Raw genomic sequence first — 20,043 nt, forward strand, 5'->3', positions numbered from 1 at the left:
CGTCATCCGCCTACCGCAGCACGGGCCGGTTCCGCGTCAGTGGCCGTCGTCGCGATCACCCGGTCGAGCAAGGGCCCGACGATCCGAAGCGAGGCCGGCGCGATGATGTCCTCATGCGAGCAATGGGGCAGGCGGTGGACGGACAGGTGTCCGACGCGGCCTGTCCAGCTTCCCTCGGGGTCGATTTCCGGCGGGATCGACTTCTCGGCCACGAACAGCGTCAGTTCGCCGTCGTAAGCGGGGGTGCGGGCCTTCGAGAGAACCCGGACGGCGTCCTTGTAGTTGCCGAAGATGTGGCCGAACATCTCCACCTTCTCCCGCCGCAGATCCTCGTCCATCACGTCGGCCAGGGCGTCGCCCAGGAACTGTTCCTGCTCGCGCTCGGCCGCCCGGTCGGCGTCGGTGCGGCCCAGCCCGCTCCAGTCGTGGGCCTCCGCCGGGTAGGTGTCGAGCAGGCCGAGGAAGTCCACCCGCTCGCCCATCCGTCGCAGCCGCACCGCCAGGCCGTAGGCCACCGTTCCGCCCAGCGAATAGCCCAGCAGATGGTACGGTCCATGCGGCTGCACCTCGCGCAGGATGGCGAGCTGGCGGTCGCACAGCGCGTCAAGGTCGGCGCTGAGCGCCAGCGGGCCGTTGGGGCGCGGCGATTGCAGGCCGACGATGGGCCGGTCGCCGCTCAGGTAACGCGACAGCACGCTGTACTGCCAGGACAGGCCCGAGCCCGGATAGAGGCAGATCAGCGGCGGCCCCGACCCGTCGCGCAAGCGGATCACCGGCGCGAAACCGAGATTCGCCGGTTCGTCCCGCCCGCCCGCTTCCGTCAGTTGGGTTTTGGCCAGCAGGGCGGCCAGCCGGGCGACGGTGGGGGCGACCATGATCTGGCTGACCGCCACCGGCTGGCCCAGGTCGCGGCGGATGCGCGCCGCCAGCCGCATCGCCAGCAGCGAATGGCCGCCGATGGCGAAGAAATCGTCGTCCGCGCCGACCCGCTCCAACTCCAGCAGTTCGGCGAAGAGGACCGCCAGACGGCTTTCCAGCCCCGGCGCCGGTGGACGGCCCGACAAGGTCGCCTGGGTGCCCGCCGCGGGGAGGGGCAGGGCCTTGCGGTCCAGCTTGCCGTTCGGCGACAGGGGCAGGGCGGCCAGCGTCACATAGGCGGCGGGCAGCATGTGCGGCGGCAGTGTGTCCCGCAGGGCGGCGCGGATGGCGGCCTCGTCCACCGTTTGCCCCGCCGCCGGGACGAGATGGGCGACGAGCTGGCGCCGGTCCATGCCCGGCTCGGACCCGCCGTCGCCCAGCGCCACGGCGGACACCACCGCCTGGGCCACGCCGGGCAGGGCGGCCAGCGCGCTTTCGATCTCGCCCAGCTCGATGCGCTGGCCGCGGATCTTCACCTGATGGTCGGTGCGGCCCAGATATTCGACCGAGCCGTCCGGCAGCCAGCGGGCGAGGTCGCCCGTGCGGTACATGCGCCGACCCGGATCGAAGGGATCGGCGACGAAGCGCGACGCGGTCAGGCCGGGCCGCCCGAGATAGCCGATGGCGAGCTGGTCGCCGCATAGATGCAGCTCCCCCACCGCGCCCGGCGGCACCGGTCGCAGGGCGTGGTCGAGGATGCGGAGCTGCGTGTTCCACACCGGCTTGCCGATGGGAACCCCGCCGTCCCCCTCGATCCAGGCGCCTGACGCCGGGCAACAGGTGACGTCCACCGCCGCCTCGGTCGGGCCGTAGAGGTTGTGCAGCTCCGCGCCGAAGCGGTCGGCGAAGGCGCGCGACAGGCTCCGCCCCAGCGCCTCGCCGCTGCAGAAGACGCGGGTCAGGCTGGTGCACATGGGGGCGTCGGGACCGTGGCTTTCGATCACGCTGGCGGTGAACAGGGCCAGCATCGACGGCACGAAATGGATCGTGGTGATGCGGTGATCCTCGATCAGCCAGACCAGGGCCGCCGGGTCGCGGTGGGCCTCGGGCGGCGCCATGACCAGCCGGGCCCCGACCAGGAAGGACCAGAAGAACTCCCACACCGACACGTCGAAGCCACAGGGCGTCTTTTGCAGGATCGCGTCGTCCGGCCCCAGGGGATACTCGCTCTGCATCCATAGGATGCGGTTGACGATGGCGCCGTGCGACACCGCCACGCCCTTGGGCCGTCCGGTGGTGCCGCTGGTGTAGATGATGTAGGCCGGGTGCTCCGGCGTCAGCTCGTCCGCAAGGACAGGCGATTCATCCACCACGCGGGCCACCGCCCCGCCGTCCTCATCGACGAACAGCACCGGCACCGCGTCGCCGAACAGCGGGCGCGAGGCCGCATCGGTCATCAGCACCCGCGGGCGGGCGTCGGACAACATGAAGGCCAGCCGCTCCGCCGGGTAGCCGAGGTCGAGCGGCAGATAGGCCGCTCCCGCCTCGATGACCGCCAGGATCGACAGGCTGAGGGACGCGGAGCGCGGCACGCCCACCGCCACCACATCGCCAGGACGCACCCCCAGGGTGCGCAGTTGCCCGGCCAGAGCGGTCACCCGCCGCCGCACCGCGCGGAAGGTCAGGCTCTCCCGCTCATCCTCCAGCGCAACGGCGTCCGGCGTGCGCGCCGCCTGCGCGACGAGGAGGTCGCGCAGCGTGGTCCGGGGCACCGCCCGCGCGGTGGCGTTCACCGCAGCAAGGTGCCGCCGCTCCCCCTCCGTCAGGGTCGGCAGGGCGGCCACGGGCGTCCCGGGATGGCGGATCAGCGTGGTCAGCAGGCCGCGGACCCGCTCCGCCAGCGCCGCCGCGTCGGGGACCGCGCCGCGGTTCTCCACCAGCAGGGTCAGTTCCCGACCCGGCAGGACCAGAAGGGCCAGCGGGTAGTGGCTGTAGCCGCGGTTGTGGACGCCGGAAACGCGGACGCCGCCGAGGTCGAGGGCCTCGTATCCGCTGTCCGGGTAATTCTCCACGACCAGCAGGGTGTCGAACAGCGCGGCGCCGCCCGCCGTCGCCTGAAGCTCCGACAGGCCCAAGCCGTCGTGCTCCATCAGCGCGATGTGGCGTTCCTGAATGGCGGGAAGCTGCGGCCACAGCGGTCGCGCCGGGTCCAGCGCCACCCGCACCGGCAAGGTGTTCAGGAACAGGCCGACTTGCTTCTCCAGGCCAGGAACGGCGGCGGAGCGCCCGGAGACCGGCGTGCCGAACAGCACGTCGTCGCACCCCGCCAGATTGCTCAGCACAAGCGCCCACACCGCCTGCATCAGCGCGTTCAGCGTCAGCCCCTCCGCCCGCAGCCGGTAGAGCAGGGCGTCGGTCAGCTCCGCCGGCAGGGCCAGCTCCGACTCCTCCATCGGCGTGTCGCCGCCGGACCGGGCCGGGTCGAACAGGACGGTCGGGGTGGCCCCGGCCAGCGCAGCGCCCCAGGCGTCCCGGCTCGCGGCCCGGTCGCGGGCCAGCAGGCCGTGGACCACCGCCGGATAGCCGATGGCCAGGGGCGTCAGCGCGTCGGGACCCTGTCCATAGGCGGTCAACAGGTCGCGCAGCAGCAGCGGCGTGGACCAGCCATCGACCACCAGATGATGCACGGCGATCAGCAGCCGATGACGGTCGGGCGCGGTGCGGACGAGGATGGCCTTCACAAGACCCAGGAAACGGTCCGTCGGGTTGGCGCGCTCCGCCGCCGTGGCCTCGATGCGGGCCAGTTCCGCGGCGCGGGCCTCCGGTGTCATGCCCGACAGGTCGTGCCGCTCGAAGGGCCACAGCCCGGCGCTGCCGTCCGGCAGGGTGGGGATGACCAGCAGCGGCTCGCCGTGGGCGTCATGGTCGAACAGCCCGGCAAGCTGCGGGTGACGGCGCAGCACCGCGTCGAAGGCCCGCCCTAACCGCTCCGCGTCCAGCGGCCCGTCGAGGTCGAGAGCGGTGAAGGCGTTGTAGGCGCTGGCCTTTCCGCCGAGCTGGCTCTGGAACAGCATGCCCTTCTGCAAAGGCAGCAGCGGCACCGCCGCGGCGACCGGGCCGTGACGGACCTCCAGCGCCGTCCGATCGACGGCGGACGGCGCTGTGGCGGTCCGGCTTTCCACAACCAGCGCCTTCAGGGCGAGCGCCATGCGCCGCGGGTCGCGCCCGGCGAAGACGTCGCGGGGGCGCAGCTCGAACCCGTGGACGCGCAGGGCGCTGCCCAGCGCGATGGCGCTGATGCTGTCGCCGCCAAGCGCGAAGAAATCGGCATCCGCGCCCACCGACGGCAACTGCAGAACCGTCGCCATGGCGCGGCAGAGCAGAGCCTCCGCCGGGGTGGCGGGGGCAGCACCGCCGCTCTCCGCCGCCGGGGCGGGCAGGCGCGCCCGGTCCACCTTGCCGTTGACGGTCAGCGGGAAGGCGTCCAGCACCACCAGCGCCGAGGGCACCATGTAGTCGGGCAACCGCTCGCGCAGTCCATGCAGCAGGTCGCGGGACGTCCGATCCGCCCCCTCGGCCAGGGTGCAGTAGGCGATCAGCCGATGGCTGGCGTTCACCGCCTCCGCCACCACCAGCGCGCCCGACACGCCGGGCAGGCGGTGCAGAGCGGCCTCCACCTCCGGGATTTCGATGCGGTAGCCGCGGACCTTGATCTGGTGGTCGGCGCGCCCGATGAAGTCGATCTGCCCGTCGGCGGTCCAGCGCACCAGATCGCCGGTGCGGTAGAGCCGCCCACCCGATCCGAACGGATCGGCGACGAAGCGCTGGGCGGTCAGTCCCGGACGGCCCACATAGCCCGCCGCCAGACCGGCGCCGCCGATGTACAGCTCACCCACGGCGCCCACCGGCACCGGGCGCAGCCGGGTGTCCAGCACATGGACCCGCACATTGCCGACCGGCCGCCCGACCACCGGGCGCTCGGCCGCCGTGACGGGCGCGCGCAGCGTGTCCACCGTGTTCTCGGTCGGCCCGTAGAGATTCACCGCCATCAGGTCGGCATGGCCGCGCAGCTCCGCCCACAGGGCGGGGGAGGCCGCCTCGCCGCCGATCAGGATCAGCGTCGGCTGGTGATGGCCCGGCTCCATCAGGCCGCAAGCCAGCATCTGCGCGCAGAAGGACGGCGGCAGATCCATGGCGTCGATGCGCCGGCTCCGCACCTCCCGCACCAGCGCGTGGGCGTCGCGCCGCATCTCCTCGTCGAAGACGTGAAGCTCCTGCCCCAGCAGCATCCAGAAAATCTGCAGCCAGGAGGAATCGAAGGCGAAGGAATGGGTGTGCGCGGCCCTGAGGACGCGCGACCCATGGCGGCGCCGGACGGCCTCCAGCGCCGGGCCATAGACCGTCGCCGTGTGGGACAGCAGCAGGTTCAGCAGTGCGCCGTGGGTGTTCATCACCCCCTTCGGGCGCCCGGTGGAGCCGGAAGTGAAGATGATGGTGGCGACGTGGCCGGGTCGCAGGGGCGCCTTGCGCTCCGCCGCCGCGATGGGGCCGCCGGGCAGGGCGGCGCAGGCGGCCAGCAGGTCGGCGTCGTCCAGGCACAGCGCCTCCAGTCCGGCGGGTAAGCGCCCGGCCACCGAGGCCCAGGTCAGCGCGCAGCGCGGCCCGGCATCCTCGCACATCATCGCCAGCCGCTCGGTGGGGTAGTCGAGGTCCAGCGGCAGGTGGGTGGCGCCGCTCGCCAGCACGGCCAGCATGGCGACCACCGCGTCGGCGGAGCGCGGAACCGCCACCGCCACCACGTCGCCGGGGCCGACGCCGCGAGCGATCAACAGGCGCGCCAGCCGCGACACCGCGCCCGACAGCTCCGCGAAGGGGATGCGGGTGTCGCCGAACACCAGCGCCGTGGCCTCCGGGGTCTCGGCGGACTGGCGGTCCAGAACCTCCACCAGGGTCTCCGGGCGCTCCGGCGCGGCGAAGACGGGGCCGCTGGACCAGCCGGCGATGGCCGTTTCCTCCTCCGCATCCATCACCGGCAAGGCGTCCAACGGGGCGCCGGTCACAGCGGCGTCGAGCAGCCGGATCAGGCGCCGGGCGTGGCGGGCCAGTTCGCCCACTGCGTAGCGGGTGCGGTCGGCGCGCAGCTCCAGCGCGATGCTGCCGCCGCGGGTCATCAGGCCGAATTCGAAGTCGTCCACCGGGCCGGTCGCCAGATGGTGGGTGACCGCCTCCACGCCCGCGAAGTCCAGGTCGTAATCGAACAGGCGGTAATTGACCACCGGGCCGTAGAGCGCCTTGCCCGACCCGACCTGCCCCAGGTCGCGGGGGATGCGCTCCGCGTCATAGCGCTGATGCCGGCGCGCTTCCCGCAGCGCGGCCCGCACCCGACCGGCGGCCTCGGCCAGCGTGCCGGCGCCGGTCAGGTCGATGCGCACCGGCAGGACGTTGACCACCGGCGCCATGGCATGGACGGCGGCGGAGCCCATGCGCCGCATGAAGGGCACGCCCACCACCGGGCGGGGATCGCCGGACAGCCGGTGCAGATAGACGGCGATGCCGGCCATCGCCAGATCGGCGACCGACACGCCGCAAGTCTCCGCCAGCTTGCCAAGCGCGCGGGCCAGCGGGTCGGGCAGGGCGGCGGCGTGGGCCACCACCTCCGACGTCGCCTGCTGCTCGGTCGGCTTGGCGCCTTGGACGGAGAGGGTCAGCGGCGCTGGAAAGTCCCGGCACAGCCCGCTCCAGTAGGCGCGGTCGCGGACCAGCGCGTCGGACTCGAGATAGGCCGCTTCCTCCTCCGCCACCGCGGCGACGGAGACGAAGGGGCAGGGGGCCGGCGTCCGCCCCTCGACAGCCGCGCCGTAGAGATCGGCGATGCGGCGGGTCAGCGCGTTGAAGCTGTAGCCGTCCAGCATGATGTGATGGTAGCGCTGGTACCAGATCCACCGCGGCGCTCCATCCGCCCCGGTGACGTCGAACAGGATCTGGCGGCACAGAGGACGGTCGCCGTCGGCGGGCAGGTCGTCGGCCAGATCGTCGGCCATGACGGCGCGCGCCGCCTCTTCCGGGTCGGGAACGCTGGTCAGATCGATGCGCTCCGGCTCCGCCGCCGCGTTGCCGCCGCCCAGAATCTGGACGACGCGGCCGTCCAGCTCGGCGAAGCGCGCGGTCACCGTGTCGGCCTCCGCCAGCCCGTCGCGGATGGCCCGCGACAGGCGCACGGCGTCGATGGCGCCGTTCAGCTCGACGGCGTGGGCGATGACATAGGCGTTCTTCCGGGCCGCGACCTGATCCGCCAGCCAGATGCCCAGTTGCGTGCCCAGGAGGGGGATGATGCGCATGGCCCTGTCCTCGTGAGTGCTTTGAAAAGCCGTCAGGCGGCGGCGGGGGTGAGGTCGGTCCAGGCGGCCTCGATGTGGTCGAGGCAGGCGGCGCGCCCGGCGGGGCCGAAGACGGCGGTCCAGCCCTCCGGCACCGCGGCGAAGCACGGCCACAGGCTGAACTGGCCGGCAGCGTTCGCCAACGCCAGGAAGTCGTGGCGCTCGTCGTCGAAGGGGTTCACATACTGGTCGTTGGTCATCGGGGATGTCCCTGGAATGAAGAGGCTAGCGCCCCAGCGTCGCCCCGCCGTCCACCAGAAGGTCGGCGAGCGTGATGTGGCCGGCGGCGGGGGAGGCGAGGAAGACGACCGTCTCCGCCACGTCGCGCGGCGTGGCGAGCTTGCCGAGCGGGATGCCGAGCTTGTGCTGGCCGGGATTGCCCCGGATGGTCTGCGCCGCACCGTCCGGCCCGCTCCACAGCGCACGCTGCATGGGCGTGTCGGTGGAGCCGGGGGAAACGACGTTGCAGCGCACGCCGTGGGGCGCCAGCTCCAGCCCCACCGCCATGGTCAGGCTGGTCAACGCCGCCTTCGACGCGCCGTAGGCGGCCATGCCGATCCGCGGCACATGGGCGGCGTTGGACGACACGCTGACGATGGCGCCGCCCTTCCCGCCGTTTTTGAAGGCCGGGATCACCGCCCGCATCATGTGGAAGGGACCGGCCACGTTGACGGCGAAGCTGTCGTGCCAGTCGGCGTCGGTCATCGCCTCCACCGGCCCCATGCGCAGGATGCCGGCGACGTTGGCCAGGACGTCGATCCGCGTGCCCTCGGCGAACAGCGCTTCGCAGGTTCCGGCGACCGCGCCGGCGTCGGCGATGTCCAGCGGCACGGCGCGGTAGGGCCGCTCGCCGCTATCCTCGCCGCCGTCATGCCAGTGGCGGTCGAAGGCGACGACGATGGCGCCGCGGGCGTGGAACAGGTCGGCCACGGCCCGCCCGATCCCTTGCCCGGCGCCGGTCACCCAGACGGTCCGGCCCGCGACGTCCGTCATGCCGCCACGCGCCCGGACGCGGCCAGACGGGGTTCGATCAGCGCCCACCAGCCGTTGATGCTCGGCTGCGCGGCCAGCTCGGCGAAGCCGATCTCGACCCCCGCGGCCTTCCAGCGGTCCACCACCTGCATCACCGCGATGGAGTCGAGGCCGAAGTCCATCAGGTTGTCGTCGTCGCCCGGCACGTCGTCGAGCGAAGCCAGCAGGATGCGCCGCAGCCCTTCCTTGCTCAGCACCGCCGCGGGAGCGGCCAGCAGGCTGTCGGAATGGATGGTCCGCCCGGCGTTGCGGGCGACGTAGCGCAGCGCCATCATGTGATCCTCGCGCGAGAAGTCGGCGATGGCGTCGGCGATCAGGAAGGGCTTGATGCCGCGCATGAAGGCGTCCAGCGCCGTCTGCATCACGCCGATGTGCGCGTAGATCCCGCAGATCAGGAGCTGGTCGCGCCCGGACTCCGCCATCATCTCGGCCAGTGGCGCGCGGAAGAAGGCGCTGTAGCGCCATTTGGTCAGCACACGGTCGTCGGCGTCCGGGGCCAGCGGGGCGACGATGCCCGCCAGATCCGGCTTGGCCGTCAGACCCGGCCCCCACATGTCGTTCAGCAGGCCGCGGTCGGCGTCGGACTGCACCGGCGGCTGGGCCGTGTAGACGACCGGCGCGCCCAGCGCCTTCAGATGGCGCTTCAGCCGGACGATCCGGTCGATGCACCCGACGATGGCCGGGTTCGCCGCGCCGTAGAAGCCGACGAAATAGTCCTGCATGTCGTGGATCAGCAGGACCGCGCGGGCGGGGTCGACGCTCCAGGACACCTTGTCCTGCGGCAGGTCCGCCGCGGTGGGCAGGGCGTAGGGGGCGATGGATCGGATGGTCATGATGCGGTCGTTTCCATGGATGCGTTGTCTTGGCGCGCACGCTCGCGCAGGGTCTGCTTGTCGACCTTGCCGACGGCGGTCTTGGGCAGGTCCGGGACGAAGACGAAGCGGTCGGGCAGCTTGAAGTCGGCCAGCCCGTGGCCGCGCAGGAAGCGGCGCAGCTCCGACGGCTTGGTGCCGGGCGGGGCGATCACGAAGGCGCAGGACCGCTCGCCCATCAGCGCGTCGGGCATGGCGACGACGGCGGCGTGGCCCACCGCGGGGTGGGCGGCCAGCAGGTCTTCGACCTCCTGCGCGTCGATCTTCTCGCCGCCGCGGTTGATCTGGTCCTTGTTGCGCCCGCAGACGACGAGGTTGCCGCCCGGCGCCAGGCTGACCAGATCGCCGCTGCAATAGAATCCCTCGGCGTCGAAGACGCGGGCGTTGTGCGCGTCGGCCTTGTAATAGCCGCGGAAGGTGTAGGGGCCACGGGTCCACAGTTCCCCCACCGCGCCGGGTGGGACCGGGTGGCCCGCGGCGTCGAGGATGCGGATCTCGTCGTCGGGACTCATCGGGCGGCCCTGGGTGTTGACCACCGTCCAGGCATCGTCGTCGAGCCGCGTGTAGTTCACCAGCCCTTCCGCCATCCCAAAGACCTGCTGGAGACGGCAGCCCAGCCGCTCCGGCACCCGCTCGGCGACGGCGGGGCTGAGCTTGGCGCCGCCCACCTGGACGACCTCCAGGCTCCACAGGTCCTCGGCGCCGCCGGCGGCCTCCAGCCAGACCGACAGCATCGGCGGGACCAGCGCCGCCCAGGTGACCCGGTGGCGCGCGATCAGCGGGAAACAGGTGGCGGGGCTGGGGTCGCCGGCCATCACCACCGTGCCGCCGGCATGGAACACGCCGAGCGCGCCGGGCGAGCTGAGCGTGAAGTTGTGCGGCGCCGGCAGGGCGCAGAGGAAGCGGCAGGACCCGTCCAGCCCGCAGACATCGACGCTGCGGCGGACGCTGTAGAGATAGTCGTCGTGGGTGCGTGGGATCAGCTTCGGCGTGCCGGTGCTGCCACCGGACAGTTGGAAGAAGGCCACGCCGGACGGGTCGGCGGCCAAGTCGGCGGACGGGTCCGGCCCGGCGGCGTCCTCCGCCGGCGCATCGCCATCGGCCCAGGCGAAGCCGCCGATCCCGTCGTCGGACGGCGCGCCGAGCAGGAGCAGCCGTTCCGGCCCGACCATCTGCGCCATCAGGGCGACCAGGGACGGCTCCGCCGCCGGCAGCACGGCCAGCGCCGGCTCGATCTGGCGCGCGTAGGCGGTCAGCTCATAGACGCCGTGGCTGTTCAGCGCGTTGACCGGCACCACCCCGCAGCGCAGCAGGGCGAAGAAAACCAAGTAGAACTCCGCGCGGTTGGGCAGCCGGACCAACGCCGTGTCGCCGGGCCGCAGGCCACGGGCGCGGAAGGCGGCGGCCAGACGGAGCGACAGGCTCTGCAGGTCGGCGTAGCGGAACCGGCGCTCCCCGCAGAGGATCGCGGTGGCCTCCGCCGCAGCACCCCGGTGGCGGTCGATCACGTCGGTCAGCGGGTCGCCGGTCCAGTAGCCCTTGGCGCGGTAGTGCTCCGCGAACGCGGCGGGCCAGGGCGTGAAGGGAATGGTCACGACGCCAACTCCACCGGAAGGTCGGTGTTGGAGGGCTGGGCGGACGCGACGCCAAACAGGTTCAGCATGGTGGTCAGCTTGGCCGCCGTCTCCTCCCACTCCGCCGCCGGGTCGGAGTCCGCGACGACGCCGGCCCCGGCGTAGAGGCGCAGATGCCGGCCCTGGACCAGCCCGCAGCGGATGGACAGCGCCCATTCGCCGTTGCCCCGGCTGTCCATCCAGCCGACCATGCCGCCGTACCAGTTGCGGGCGTAGCCCTCCAGCCGGTCGATGGCGTCGCGGGCGAGGCCGGTCGGCGTGCCGCAGATCGCCGGCGTCGGGTGCAGCGCGTGGGCGAGCCGCAGCGACGACACCGTGGGATCGACCAGCTCACCAGTCAGTTCGGTGGACAGATGCAGCATGGTCGGGGTGCGGATCACGCTGGGCGCGTCCGGAACGGACAACGGGCTGCAATGGCCGGCGAGCGCCGCGCACACGGCATCGACGACGTAGCGGTGCTCCGTCCGGTCCTTCGTGGAGGCGAGCAGGGCGGCGGTGCGCTGGCGCTCCACCTCGGCGGACGGGCTGCGTGGGGCGGACCCGGCCAGCGGATTGCTGACCACGGTCCGCCCGGTCTTGCGGATCAGCAGTTCCGGGCTTGCCCCCACCAGGGTCTGGCCGTAGGCGACCGGGGCCGCGAAGACGTGGGCGCCGGGATTCTGCCGCAGCAGGGCGCGCAGCAGGCGGCCCGGCGCGAAGGCCTCGCGCGCTTCCACGTCGAGCGGGCGCGACAGAACGACCTTCTTCAACGCGGTGTCGCGGAACAGGCCGATGGCCTGGGTCACCGCCGCTTCGAAGGCGTTGCGCCCCACCGTCTCCTCGATGGCTTTCAAAGCGACGGGGTCGGGGTCGGCGGCCATGCGGCCGGCGTCCTCGTAATCGCAATGGTCGGGGATGAACAGGCGGGCGTGCTGGCGTCCGTCGAAGGGGACGGTGCCGACCAGAATGGGATTCTCGACACCCTGGGCCTTGCGGCGGCGGAAGGCGCGGTCCAGCGCTTCCTCCCACCGGCCATCGGCGAAGCTGCGGTCGTCGAGGGCGACGTCGAGCCGCTCATTCACGCCGTAGGCTTTCAGGACGCGGCCGCGCGAGGCGAAGGCGAAATCCGGGTCGGAACGGCCGCCGGGCGGCCGCTCCCCGGTGGGCAGGGGTAGAACGTCCATGGAAACACGAGCCTCCACTGTCCATCCGCCAGGGCGGACGACGTTGACATGTTCGGAAAAAGTGCGCCGCCATCGGTCCGTGTGGGCGCGGGAATCACCACCGGCGTTCTGCCAGGGCCATGAGCGGTGTCCGCATACATATAAATGCGAATGATTCTCATTCGCAATATAGGGATATGTCCAACTCCATGCAAGCGCTTTCTGCAACCGACGCGGGATTTTTCGCTCTCGGAATTAGTCGCCCGCTTCGGCCACCCTCCGGTCGTGCGCCGAAGCGCCCAGCCGGTCGGACAGGCGGAAGACCAGCGACAGCACCACGGGCAGGACCGTCACCGTCACCAGGCTGGAGATCAACAATCCGCACAGCACGACCAGCCCCAGCCCGCGGTACAGCTCCGTCCCGGCGCTGGACACCGCCACCATCGGGATCAGGCCGGCGATGGTCGTCACCGTGGTGATCAGGATGGGGCGCATCCGGCTCTGCAAGGCGTCGGCGATGGCCTCCGCCCCGGACATGCCGTGCGTCCGGCGGTTCACGGCGGCCTGTTCGACGATCAGGATGGGGTTGTTCACCACCGTCCCGACCAGCACCAGGAAGCCCATCATGGTCAGCACGTCGAAGGGCTGCGGCGGGCCGAAGCCTCCGGGCAGGCCGGCGACGAGGTTGTAGAGCCACAGCCCGACCAGCCCGCCGCCGATCCCCGCGGGTACCACCGCCATGATGATCAGCGGATAGCCCCAGTGCGAGAAGACGGCGACCAGAACCAGATAGGTGATGGCGAGCGCCAGCAGGAACCCGCCGGTCAGGGCGGAGCGCAACTCGTCCAGCGATCCGCCGGCCCCGGTGATGCGGGTGCTCATCCCGTCGGGAATCACGCCCTCGGCGCGCAGCCGGTCCACCAGATCGGTCCGCACCGCGGCGATGCCGGATTCCAGCGCCACCGACCGTGGCGGGATGATGGTCAGGGTGACGGTCCGGAACCCGTCGATCCGCGCGATGCTGGAGGAGCCCACGGTTTCCCGCAGTTCGGCGAGGCTGGACAGCGGCACAGGGGCGCCGCGGCCGGTGTGGAGGACCAGATCGGCGAAGCCTTGGCGGTCGTGGCCCAGGCCCCCAGCCACCCGCAGATAGATGTCCAGCGTCTCGTCGTTCAGCAGATACTCGTCGGCGAAGGCGCCGTCGGAATAGGCGCGCAGCGTGTAGCCCAACTCGGCCAGCCCAATGCCCATCTCGGCGGCGCGCTCCCAATTCGGGTGCAGCTCCAGGAAGGGCTGCGACATGGCTAGCGTGGGCGGGGAGGGATCGCTGTTGACCTGCCCGTCGGGGAACAGGTCGCCCGCGCGGTCGAGCACCGTCAGCGCCGTGGCGTAGAGCGTGGTCAGGTCGCCGCCGCTCAGCTCCAGCCGGATGGCGCGGGCGCCGCCGCTGTTGCCGGAGAAGATCGACCCGCGCGCGGCGAAGCCGCGCATGCCGGGAATCGCCCGCATCCGCTTGGTGACGTTGGCGATCAGCGCGTCGGTGTCAGCGGGGTTCATCGGCTCCGTCACGAAACGGATGAAGCCGGGCCGGATGAAGCTCAGATTGACGCGCAGCGGCGGAATGCCGGTCTCGGCGTCGGTGTCCACGGCGCCCACCTGACGGCTCAGCAGCGGGTCGATCTGGCGCCAGACCTCCAGCATCGACTCCATGTTGTAGCCGGGCGGAGCCGCCATGAAGCTGAAGACGGTGGCCTCCTCGCCCTCCGGCAGATATTCGGCGGGCGGCACCATGGTGAGCATGACGGCCGCCATGGCCGCGGCGGAGACGGCGAGGATCGCCAGCTCCCGCCGGGCGCTGCGCAACATCCAGCGCACCGCGGCGCCCAACGCGCCTTCCTTTGGCGCCTTTGCTGCCGGGGACGCCACCGACCAGCGCCCGGCGACCACGGGGACCAGGATCAGGGCGGCGACCATCGACATGATGACGGCGCCGGTGATGGCGATGGCGATGTCGGAATAGAGCTGCCCGGCCTCCGCCGTGATGAACAGCACCGGCAGGAAGACCAGGACGGTGGTGAGGGTGGAGGACAGGATTGCCGGCCACACTTCGGCGATGCCGTCCTCGGTCGCGGCGGCCTTCGACTTGCCCATGCGCAGGTGGCGGGCGATGGCGTCCAGCGCGACCACGCTGTTGTCCAGCGTCATGCCGATGGCGAAGGCGACGCCGGACAGCGAGATCACGTTGATGCTGCGCCCGGCGGCGGCCAGAACCAGCAGGGTCGCCAGCGTGCAGACCGGCATGCTCGCCGCCGCCGCCGCGGTCGCCGGGATGGAGCGCAGGAACAGCAGGAGCACCACCGCGGCCAGGACGCTGCCGGCGATCAGGTTGCTCAGCACATTGTCGATGGACCGCTCCATGTAGCGCACGTCCTCCGACAGCAGCCGCATGGTCAGCCCGCGCTCCTTCAGGGCGTGGCGGTTCAACTCCTCCACCGCCCCGGTGACGGCGTCCTTGACGGCGATGACGTTGGCGCCGGCCCGCTTGCCGATGGTGACGAGCAGGGTGGGGCGTCCGTCGGCGAAGGCGACGCTGCGCGCCTCCTGGGTCGCCATGGTCACCGAGCCGACGTCGCGCAGGCGGATGGCCGTTCCGTTCTCGCGCGCGACGATCAGGTCGGCCAGATCCTCCAGGTCGGCGAAGCGCCCGATGGTGCGCAGGAAATAGCGGCGCTTGCCGAAGTCGCGGTCGCCGCCGGAGACGTCGCGGTTGCGCGCCCGCACGGCGTCGCGCACCGTCCCCACATTCAGGTTGCGGGCGGAGAGTTTCAGCGGGTCGAGCCGGATGTGGATTTCCTGCGCGGCCCCGCCGATCACCTCGGCCTTCGCCACGCCGGCCACACGCTCCAGCCGCGGGCGCAGGACGTTCTCGATCCAGTTGGTCTCGCGTTGGATGGAGTCCGCGTCGGTGGCACCGTCCAGCCGCTCGACGCCGAAGAACAGGAAGGGCTCGGCCGTCGCGGATTCGGCGACAATGCGCGGGCGGTCGACCGTTTCCGGATAGTCGGTGACCTGCGACAGCGCGTTGTCGATGTGGATCAGCGCCTCGTCGACGGAAGTGCCGGAGGGGAACTCCAGCTCCACCTGACCGCCGCCGAACTCGGCGCTGGAGGACAGGCGGACGAGGCCGGGGATCGCGCGCAGGTATTTCTCCTGCTCGATCAGGATTTCCTGCTCGACGTCCTGCGGGGTGGCGCCGGGCCAATTGGTGTCCACCATGATCCGGCGCGGGCTGATGTCGGGGATCATCTGCACCGGAATGCGGAAGACCGACACCGCGCCCAGCAGGCACAGGATCAGGACCGACACCAAAGCGGCCAGCGGGTTGCGCAGGATCAGGCGGGTCATCGTGACTCCGGAAAGGAAATTTGCGGTTTTCCCTCTCCCCTCCGGGGAGAGGGTTAGGGTGAGGGGGTTGCGCGTTTTGGAACGTCCGGCAAAAGCGCAACCCCCTCACCGGCCCTCCGGGCCACCCTCTCCCCGGAGGGGAGAGGGTTCATCAACACGCACTTCGGACCTTCACCCCACCATGTCCGGGACGACCGGCTGTTCGGGGCGTAGGCCCTCGTTGCCCTGGACGACCACCAGATCGTCGGGACGAAGCTCGGGGCTGAGGACCTCTACGTGGTCGCCGGAATGGCGGCCCGTGCGCACCGCCACCGGGCGAGCGACCGCCCCGTCGCCGCCGCGCTGCACCACCCAGACGCGGGCGCTGCCGTCGGGATGGCGCTGCACCGCGTCCACCGGGACCTGGAGCGCGATCTCCGCCGTTCCCGGCGCCGGGCCAAGCGCGACGCCGACGCGCGCCGACATGCCGGGCATCAGCCGCCCCTCGGGGTTGGGAAGCGCGATGTGGACGCGGAAGCTGCGGCTGACCGGATCGGCGGCGGGCACCACCCGCTCGACCGCCGCGGCGATGCCGGCCCCCTCCGCCGCGTCGGCGACCAGAACGGTGACCGGCGTGCCGGCCTCGATGCGCCCGTGCTGGCGCTCCGGCACATCGACGACGACGCGCAGCGGGTCGGTGACGGTGAGCTGAAGCACCGAGCCGCCGGACCCCACCCACTCCCCGCGCCCGGTGCGCCGTTCGGTGACCACCCCGGCGAAGGGCGCGGTCAGCCCGTGACGCGCCACCTGCTCCCGCTGGATGGCGACGGCGGCGCGGAGCTGACGAACCTTGGCCTCCTCAATGGCGGCCTGGGCGAGCTGCGTGCGGAAGCGGGATTGCGAGACGCTCTGCACGCCGGCCAGCGCCTCCGCTTCGCGGGCCAGCCGCAGGGCGTCGCGCTGGAGGTGTTCGGCCTCGGCCAGGGAATGCTCCAGCCGCTCCAGCTCCAGCCGGGCAATGGTGTCGTCCAGCCGCAGCAAGGGTTGCCCGGCGTCCACCCGGTCGCCGGCCTCGACCAGCAGGGCGTCCACCCGGCCCTCGACCTGGGCGGAGAGGGCGCTGCTCTGCGGCGACACCAGTGTGCCGGGGAGGTGCAGCGTCTGGCGGACGGGGGCGGCGACCACCGCCGTCACCTTCACCCGCGTCTGGGCGGCGGCCGGAAGCGCCGCGGCGAGCAGGGCCGCGGCCAGCAGGATCGGCATGGCGCGGGTCATCATCCGTTTCCCTCCAAGGCAGGATCGCTCATCGGCGCTCCGCGCATCGTGGTGGCGGTGGCGGTCACGGCGGCGGCGAGCGCCAAGGCGCCCAGGCCCAGCGCCAGGATTCCCACGGCGGGGCTCAGCAGCGTCGCCAGCAGGCCCATGCCGATGGTGCCGGCGCTGTCGCCGAACACGTCCTGCGCGGTCCACAGGCTGTTGACGCGGCCCAGCAGCCGGTCGGGCGTGTGGCCCTGGACCATGCTGTATTCCAGAAGCGAGGCAATGGAGGTGGCGTAGCCGAACAGCACCAGCACGGGCAGCGCCACATAGAAGCCATTGGGAAGGCTTCCGGCGGCCCCGATCACGGCGACACAGGCGAAGGCGCCCATGCAGGCGCCGCCCATCGCCAGACCCGGCCGCTCCAGTCGCGCACCCCAGCCGCTGAGCGCGGCGCCCAGCGTCGCCCCGATGGGAACGGCGCTGTACATCAGCCCGGTCTCGAAGGCGCCGCCGCCGAACGCCTCATCGACCAGAGCCGGGAAGAGGATTCGGATGGAGGTGACGACCGTGGTCAGGCAACCGAGCGCGGCCACGCTCAAGATCACCTTGTGGCCGGCGAGGAAGGCGAAGGCCTGCGCCATGGCGCGCAACGGATTCTCCCCGGCCTCGCCCTGCGGCATCATCCGGGGCAGGCCGAGCAGCGTCAGAACGGTCAGCCCGGTGCCCAGCGCCGTCAGCAGATAAACCCAGCCGACGCCCAGCCCGGCGATCAGCAGGCCGCCCAGCGCCGGCGACAGGATGGTGGCGACGCGCATCGACAGCATGCCCAGCGCGCGGGCTTGCACCAGATTGGCGCGCCCGACGAGATGCGGCATCGCCGCCATCAGCGCGTTGACACCGATGGCTCCGAAGAAGCCGTCCCAGAAGGACAGGGCGTAGATCGCCGGAAGGGACGGGGAGGGCAGCGCCGCGTTGGCGGCCAGCCCGAGGAAGCCCAGGCCGCAGAGGCTGCGGGCGACCAGGATCAGGCGGCGGCGGTCCATCCGGTCGGCCAGCACGCCGCCCAGCAGCAGGCCCAGGAACATGCCGACGCCGTCGCAGGCGGCGGCCATCCCGACCTGAAGGCTCGACCCGGTGAGGGCGTAGACCTGGAGCGGCACCGCCACCGACAGCAGGCCGAGCGCCATCAGCGAAATCGTCCGGGCGATCAGCACGCGGCGGAAATCGGGGTTGGTTCTCAGAAGGCTGAGATCGACGAAAAGGTTCGACAGGGTCATGGGCGGGCCTTTCCGGCACCGGCGCCCGCGGCAACGGGAGCAAGGGCGGCTTTCAGACAGCGGGCGCGCCCGCCCCCGGAGCAGGCCGGGGACGGGCGGCGGCGGATCAGAAGCGGTAGTTGGCGGAGACGTAATAGTTGCGCCCCACCTCCACCGACGTGAAATTGACGTTCTTTTCGCTGAGGATGACGTCGGTGATGTTCTTGACGCCGGCGCCGACGGTCAGCGCCTCGGTGACGTCGGCGCTGACGCCCCAGTTCAGCAGGGTGTAGCCGGGCATCTTGCTGGTACCCTGGAGCTGCGGGCCGGTGTAGCTGGTCGACACCGACGTGCTGAAATTGTCCAGCGCCTGCCAGGTCAGGGAGGCGTTGACCTTGTGGCGCGGACGGTAGTCCAGCTCCGCGCCGTTGCTCTGCTCGGTGTAGAGGTAGGTGTAATTGCCCGACAGCAGCAGCTTCGGCGTCAGACTGACGGAGCCGGTCACCTCGACGCCCGAGATGTCGACGTTGTTGATGTTGCTCCAATTGCGGGCGACGGCCACCGGATCGTAGACCGCCTGGATCATGTCCTTGACCTTGTTGTGGAACAGCACGACGCTGCCGTCCCAGCGGTCATGACGGGTTTCCAGGCCGATCTCGTAGTTGGTGCTGGTCTCCGGTTCGAGGTCCGGGTTGCCCGACAGGAAGCAGCGGCCGCCACAGCTCACGACCCGGTATTCGCGGCTGAGCTGGTAGGCGTCCGGCGCCTTGTAGCCCTGGCTGACGCCGGCCTTGAGCGACAGCCCGTCGGTCAGCGCGTAGACGACGTTGGCGCGGCTGGTGAAGTTGCCGCCGAAGATCTCGTGGTGGTCGTAGCGGGTGCCGACCGTCAGGCTCAGCCCGTCGATCAGCCCGATCTGGTCCTGCAGATAGACGGCCTTCTGCCCGATCTCCGACTTGCCGGACTGCAGGAAGGTGTTGGGGTCCTCAACCGTCTGCTTGCGGTATTCCGCACCCGCGGTCAGCCGGTTGAAGCCGAGCTGGAAGTTGGAGCGACCGTGCAGGAAGAGGTTCTTCTCCTTCAGGTGCCGCTGCTGCGGCGCGTTGAAGGAGGAGTTGTAGTCGTCGATGCGGCCGTCCTCGTAGTTGGCCTCCACCAGCGTGTCGCCCCAGCCCCAGTTGCCGCGGTGGGCGGCGCCGAAGGTGTTGCGGACGATCTCCTGCTTCTGGGAGGAGAGCCAGCGGTCGTAATAGCCGCGTGGCCGGTTGTCGCGGTTCAGGCCGTAATTGGCCTCCAGCGTCTGGTTCTCCGTCACGTCGAAGGCCAGTGTGGTCAGCAGGTTCGCCAGGTTCTTCTTTTCCAGAACCGGAACGACGCCGTTGTAGCGGGAGTCGTCGTACCAGGCCTGCCGGTTGAAATACTCAGCGGCGACCGAGGCCGACACCTTGTCCACGATCGGGCCGGCGGCATAGAGGCCGGTGCGGTACTGGGTGCCGCCGCGGCCCGGCTCGACGACGCGGTAGTCGCCGTTGATCTCGCCCGACCACTTGTCGGTCGGCTTCTTGGTGATGATGTTGACCACGCCGCCGATGGCGTCGGAGCCGTAGAGCGATGACATCGGGCCGCGCACGACCTCCACCCGCTCGATGGCCGACATCGGGATCGAGTGGTAGTCGAAGTCGCCGCCGCGCCACAGCGCGTCGGAGGTGGACACCCGGCGCCCGTTCACCAGCACCAGCGAGTAGTTCTGGCCCATGCCGCGGATCACCACCTCGTCGCGGCCGGTGGCGTCGGTGCGGTCGTTCACGCCCACCGAGCGGCCCAGGACTTCCGGCAGGCCGGAGGAGGCCACGCCCTCCCTCTTCAGATCCTCCGACGTGATGACGGTGGTGAAGGCGGGAGCGGTCAGCGTGCTTTGTGCGGTGCCGGTCGCCGTCACCGTCACCGGCCCCAGCGTCTGGACGGCGGCAGGCGACCCTTGCGCGGCGGCCTGCTGGGCCAGCGCCGGCGTTCCCCCCGCCAGCGCCGCCGCCAGAGCCGCACCCATCATGGTTGCGGATTTCCCTGCCGCCACCGGGCGGCCCGCTGCCGCCCCTTCCTTTGCACACGCCCCCGATGTGCGAATGGTCATTCTCATATCCCCTGATTAGGCGTATCTGTGTCTGCTAATGCGAGTCATTCGCAATAACGGGATTGGATTGTTAGTGCATATCCCCTATGGCCGCAAG

10 protein-coding genes are annotated in these 20,043 nt (G+C 71.1%); all 10 read right to left on the bottom strand.

Going from position 1 to position 20,043, the window contains the following annotated elements:
• Positions 1-2: 2 nt before the first annotated feature.
• The 10 genes from AMK58_RS23110 to AMK58_RS23155 all read right to left on the bottom strand — a co-directional run bounded on the left by AMK58_RS23110 (position 3) and on the right by AMK58_RS23155 (position 19,865).
• Positions 3-7,196, bottom strand: coding sequence for a non-ribosomal peptide synthetase (locus AMK58_RS23110; protein WP_059399506.1), 7,194 nt, complete (start codon positions 7,194-7,196; stop codon positions 3-5).
• Between the two features lie 32 nt (positions 7,197-7,228).
• Positions 7,229-7,435, bottom strand: a complete 207-nt coding sequence (locus tag AMK58_RS23115; protein WP_035679370.1) for an MbtH family protein — start codon at positions 7,433-7,435, stop codon at positions 7,229-7,231.
• A 25-nt stretch (positions 7,436-7,460) separates the two neighbouring features.
• Complete coding sequence (gene dhbA / locus AMK58_RS23120; protein ID WP_035679368.1) at positions 7,461-8,228, bottom strand: 2,3-dihydro-2,3-dihydroxybenzoate dehydrogenase; 768 nt, start codon at positions 8,226-8,228, stop codon at positions 7,461-7,463.
• Complete coding sequence (locus tag AMK58_RS23125) at positions 8,225-9,100, bottom strand: isochorismatase family protein (protein WP_035679366.1); 876 nt, start codon at positions 9,098-9,100, stop codon at positions 8,225-8,227. The genes dhbA and AMK58_RS23125 overlap by 4 nt, the downstream gene beginning before the upstream one ends.
• Positions 9,097-10,734 carry a (2,3-dihydroxybenzoyl)adenylate synthase gene (locus AMK58_RS23130; RefSeq protein WP_059399507.1) on the bottom strand — a complete coding sequence of 546 codons (1,638 nt, stop codon included), beginning with the start codon at positions 10,732-10,734 and terminating at the stop codon, positions 9,097-9,099. Before AMK58_RS23130 ends, AMK58_RS23125 begins: the two co-directional genes overlap by 4 nt.
• Positions 10,731-11,936, bottom strand: a complete 1,206-nt coding sequence (locus tag AMK58_RS23135; RefSeq protein WP_051140657.1) for an isochorismate synthase — start codon at positions 11,934-11,936, stop codon at positions 10,731-10,733. The genes AMK58_RS23130 and AMK58_RS23135 overlap by 4 nt, the downstream gene beginning before the upstream one ends.
• 234 nt (positions 11,937-12,170) lie before the next feature.
• Positions 12,171-15,320: an efflux RND transporter permease subunit gene (locus AMK58_RS23140; RefSeq protein WP_035679361.1), complete on the bottom strand. Its 3,150-nt coding sequence runs from the start codon at positions 15,318-15,320 to the stop codon at positions 12,171-12,173.
• Between the two features lie 171 nt (positions 15,321-15,491).
• Positions 15,492-16,577 carry an efflux RND transporter periplasmic adaptor subunit gene (locus AMK58_RS23145; protein WP_079285780.1) on the bottom strand — a complete coding sequence of 362 codons (1,086 nt, stop codon included), beginning with the start codon at positions 16,575-16,577 and terminating at the stop codon, positions 15,492-15,494.
• Positions 16,574-17,836, bottom strand: coding sequence for an enterobactin transporter EntS (gene entS / locus AMK58_RS23150; RefSeq protein WP_035682107.1), 1,263 nt, complete (start codon positions 17,834-17,836; stop codon positions 16,574-16,576). The genes AMK58_RS23145 and entS overlap by 4 nt, the downstream gene beginning before the upstream one ends.
• Positions 17,837-17,942: 106 nt before the next feature.
• Positions 17,943-19,865 carry a TonB-dependent receptor domain-containing protein gene (locus AMK58_RS23155; protein WP_059399509.1) on the bottom strand — a complete coding sequence of 641 codons (1,923 nt, stop codon included), beginning with the start codon at positions 19,863-19,865 and terminating at the stop codon, positions 17,943-17,945.
• Between the last annotated feature and the right edge of the window lie 178 nt (positions 19,866-20,043).

It is taken from the genome of Azospirillum brasilense (assembly GCF_001315015.1).
GTDB lineage: Bacteria > Pseudomonadota > Alphaproteobacteria > Azospirillales > Azospirillaceae > Azospirillum > Azospirillum brasilense.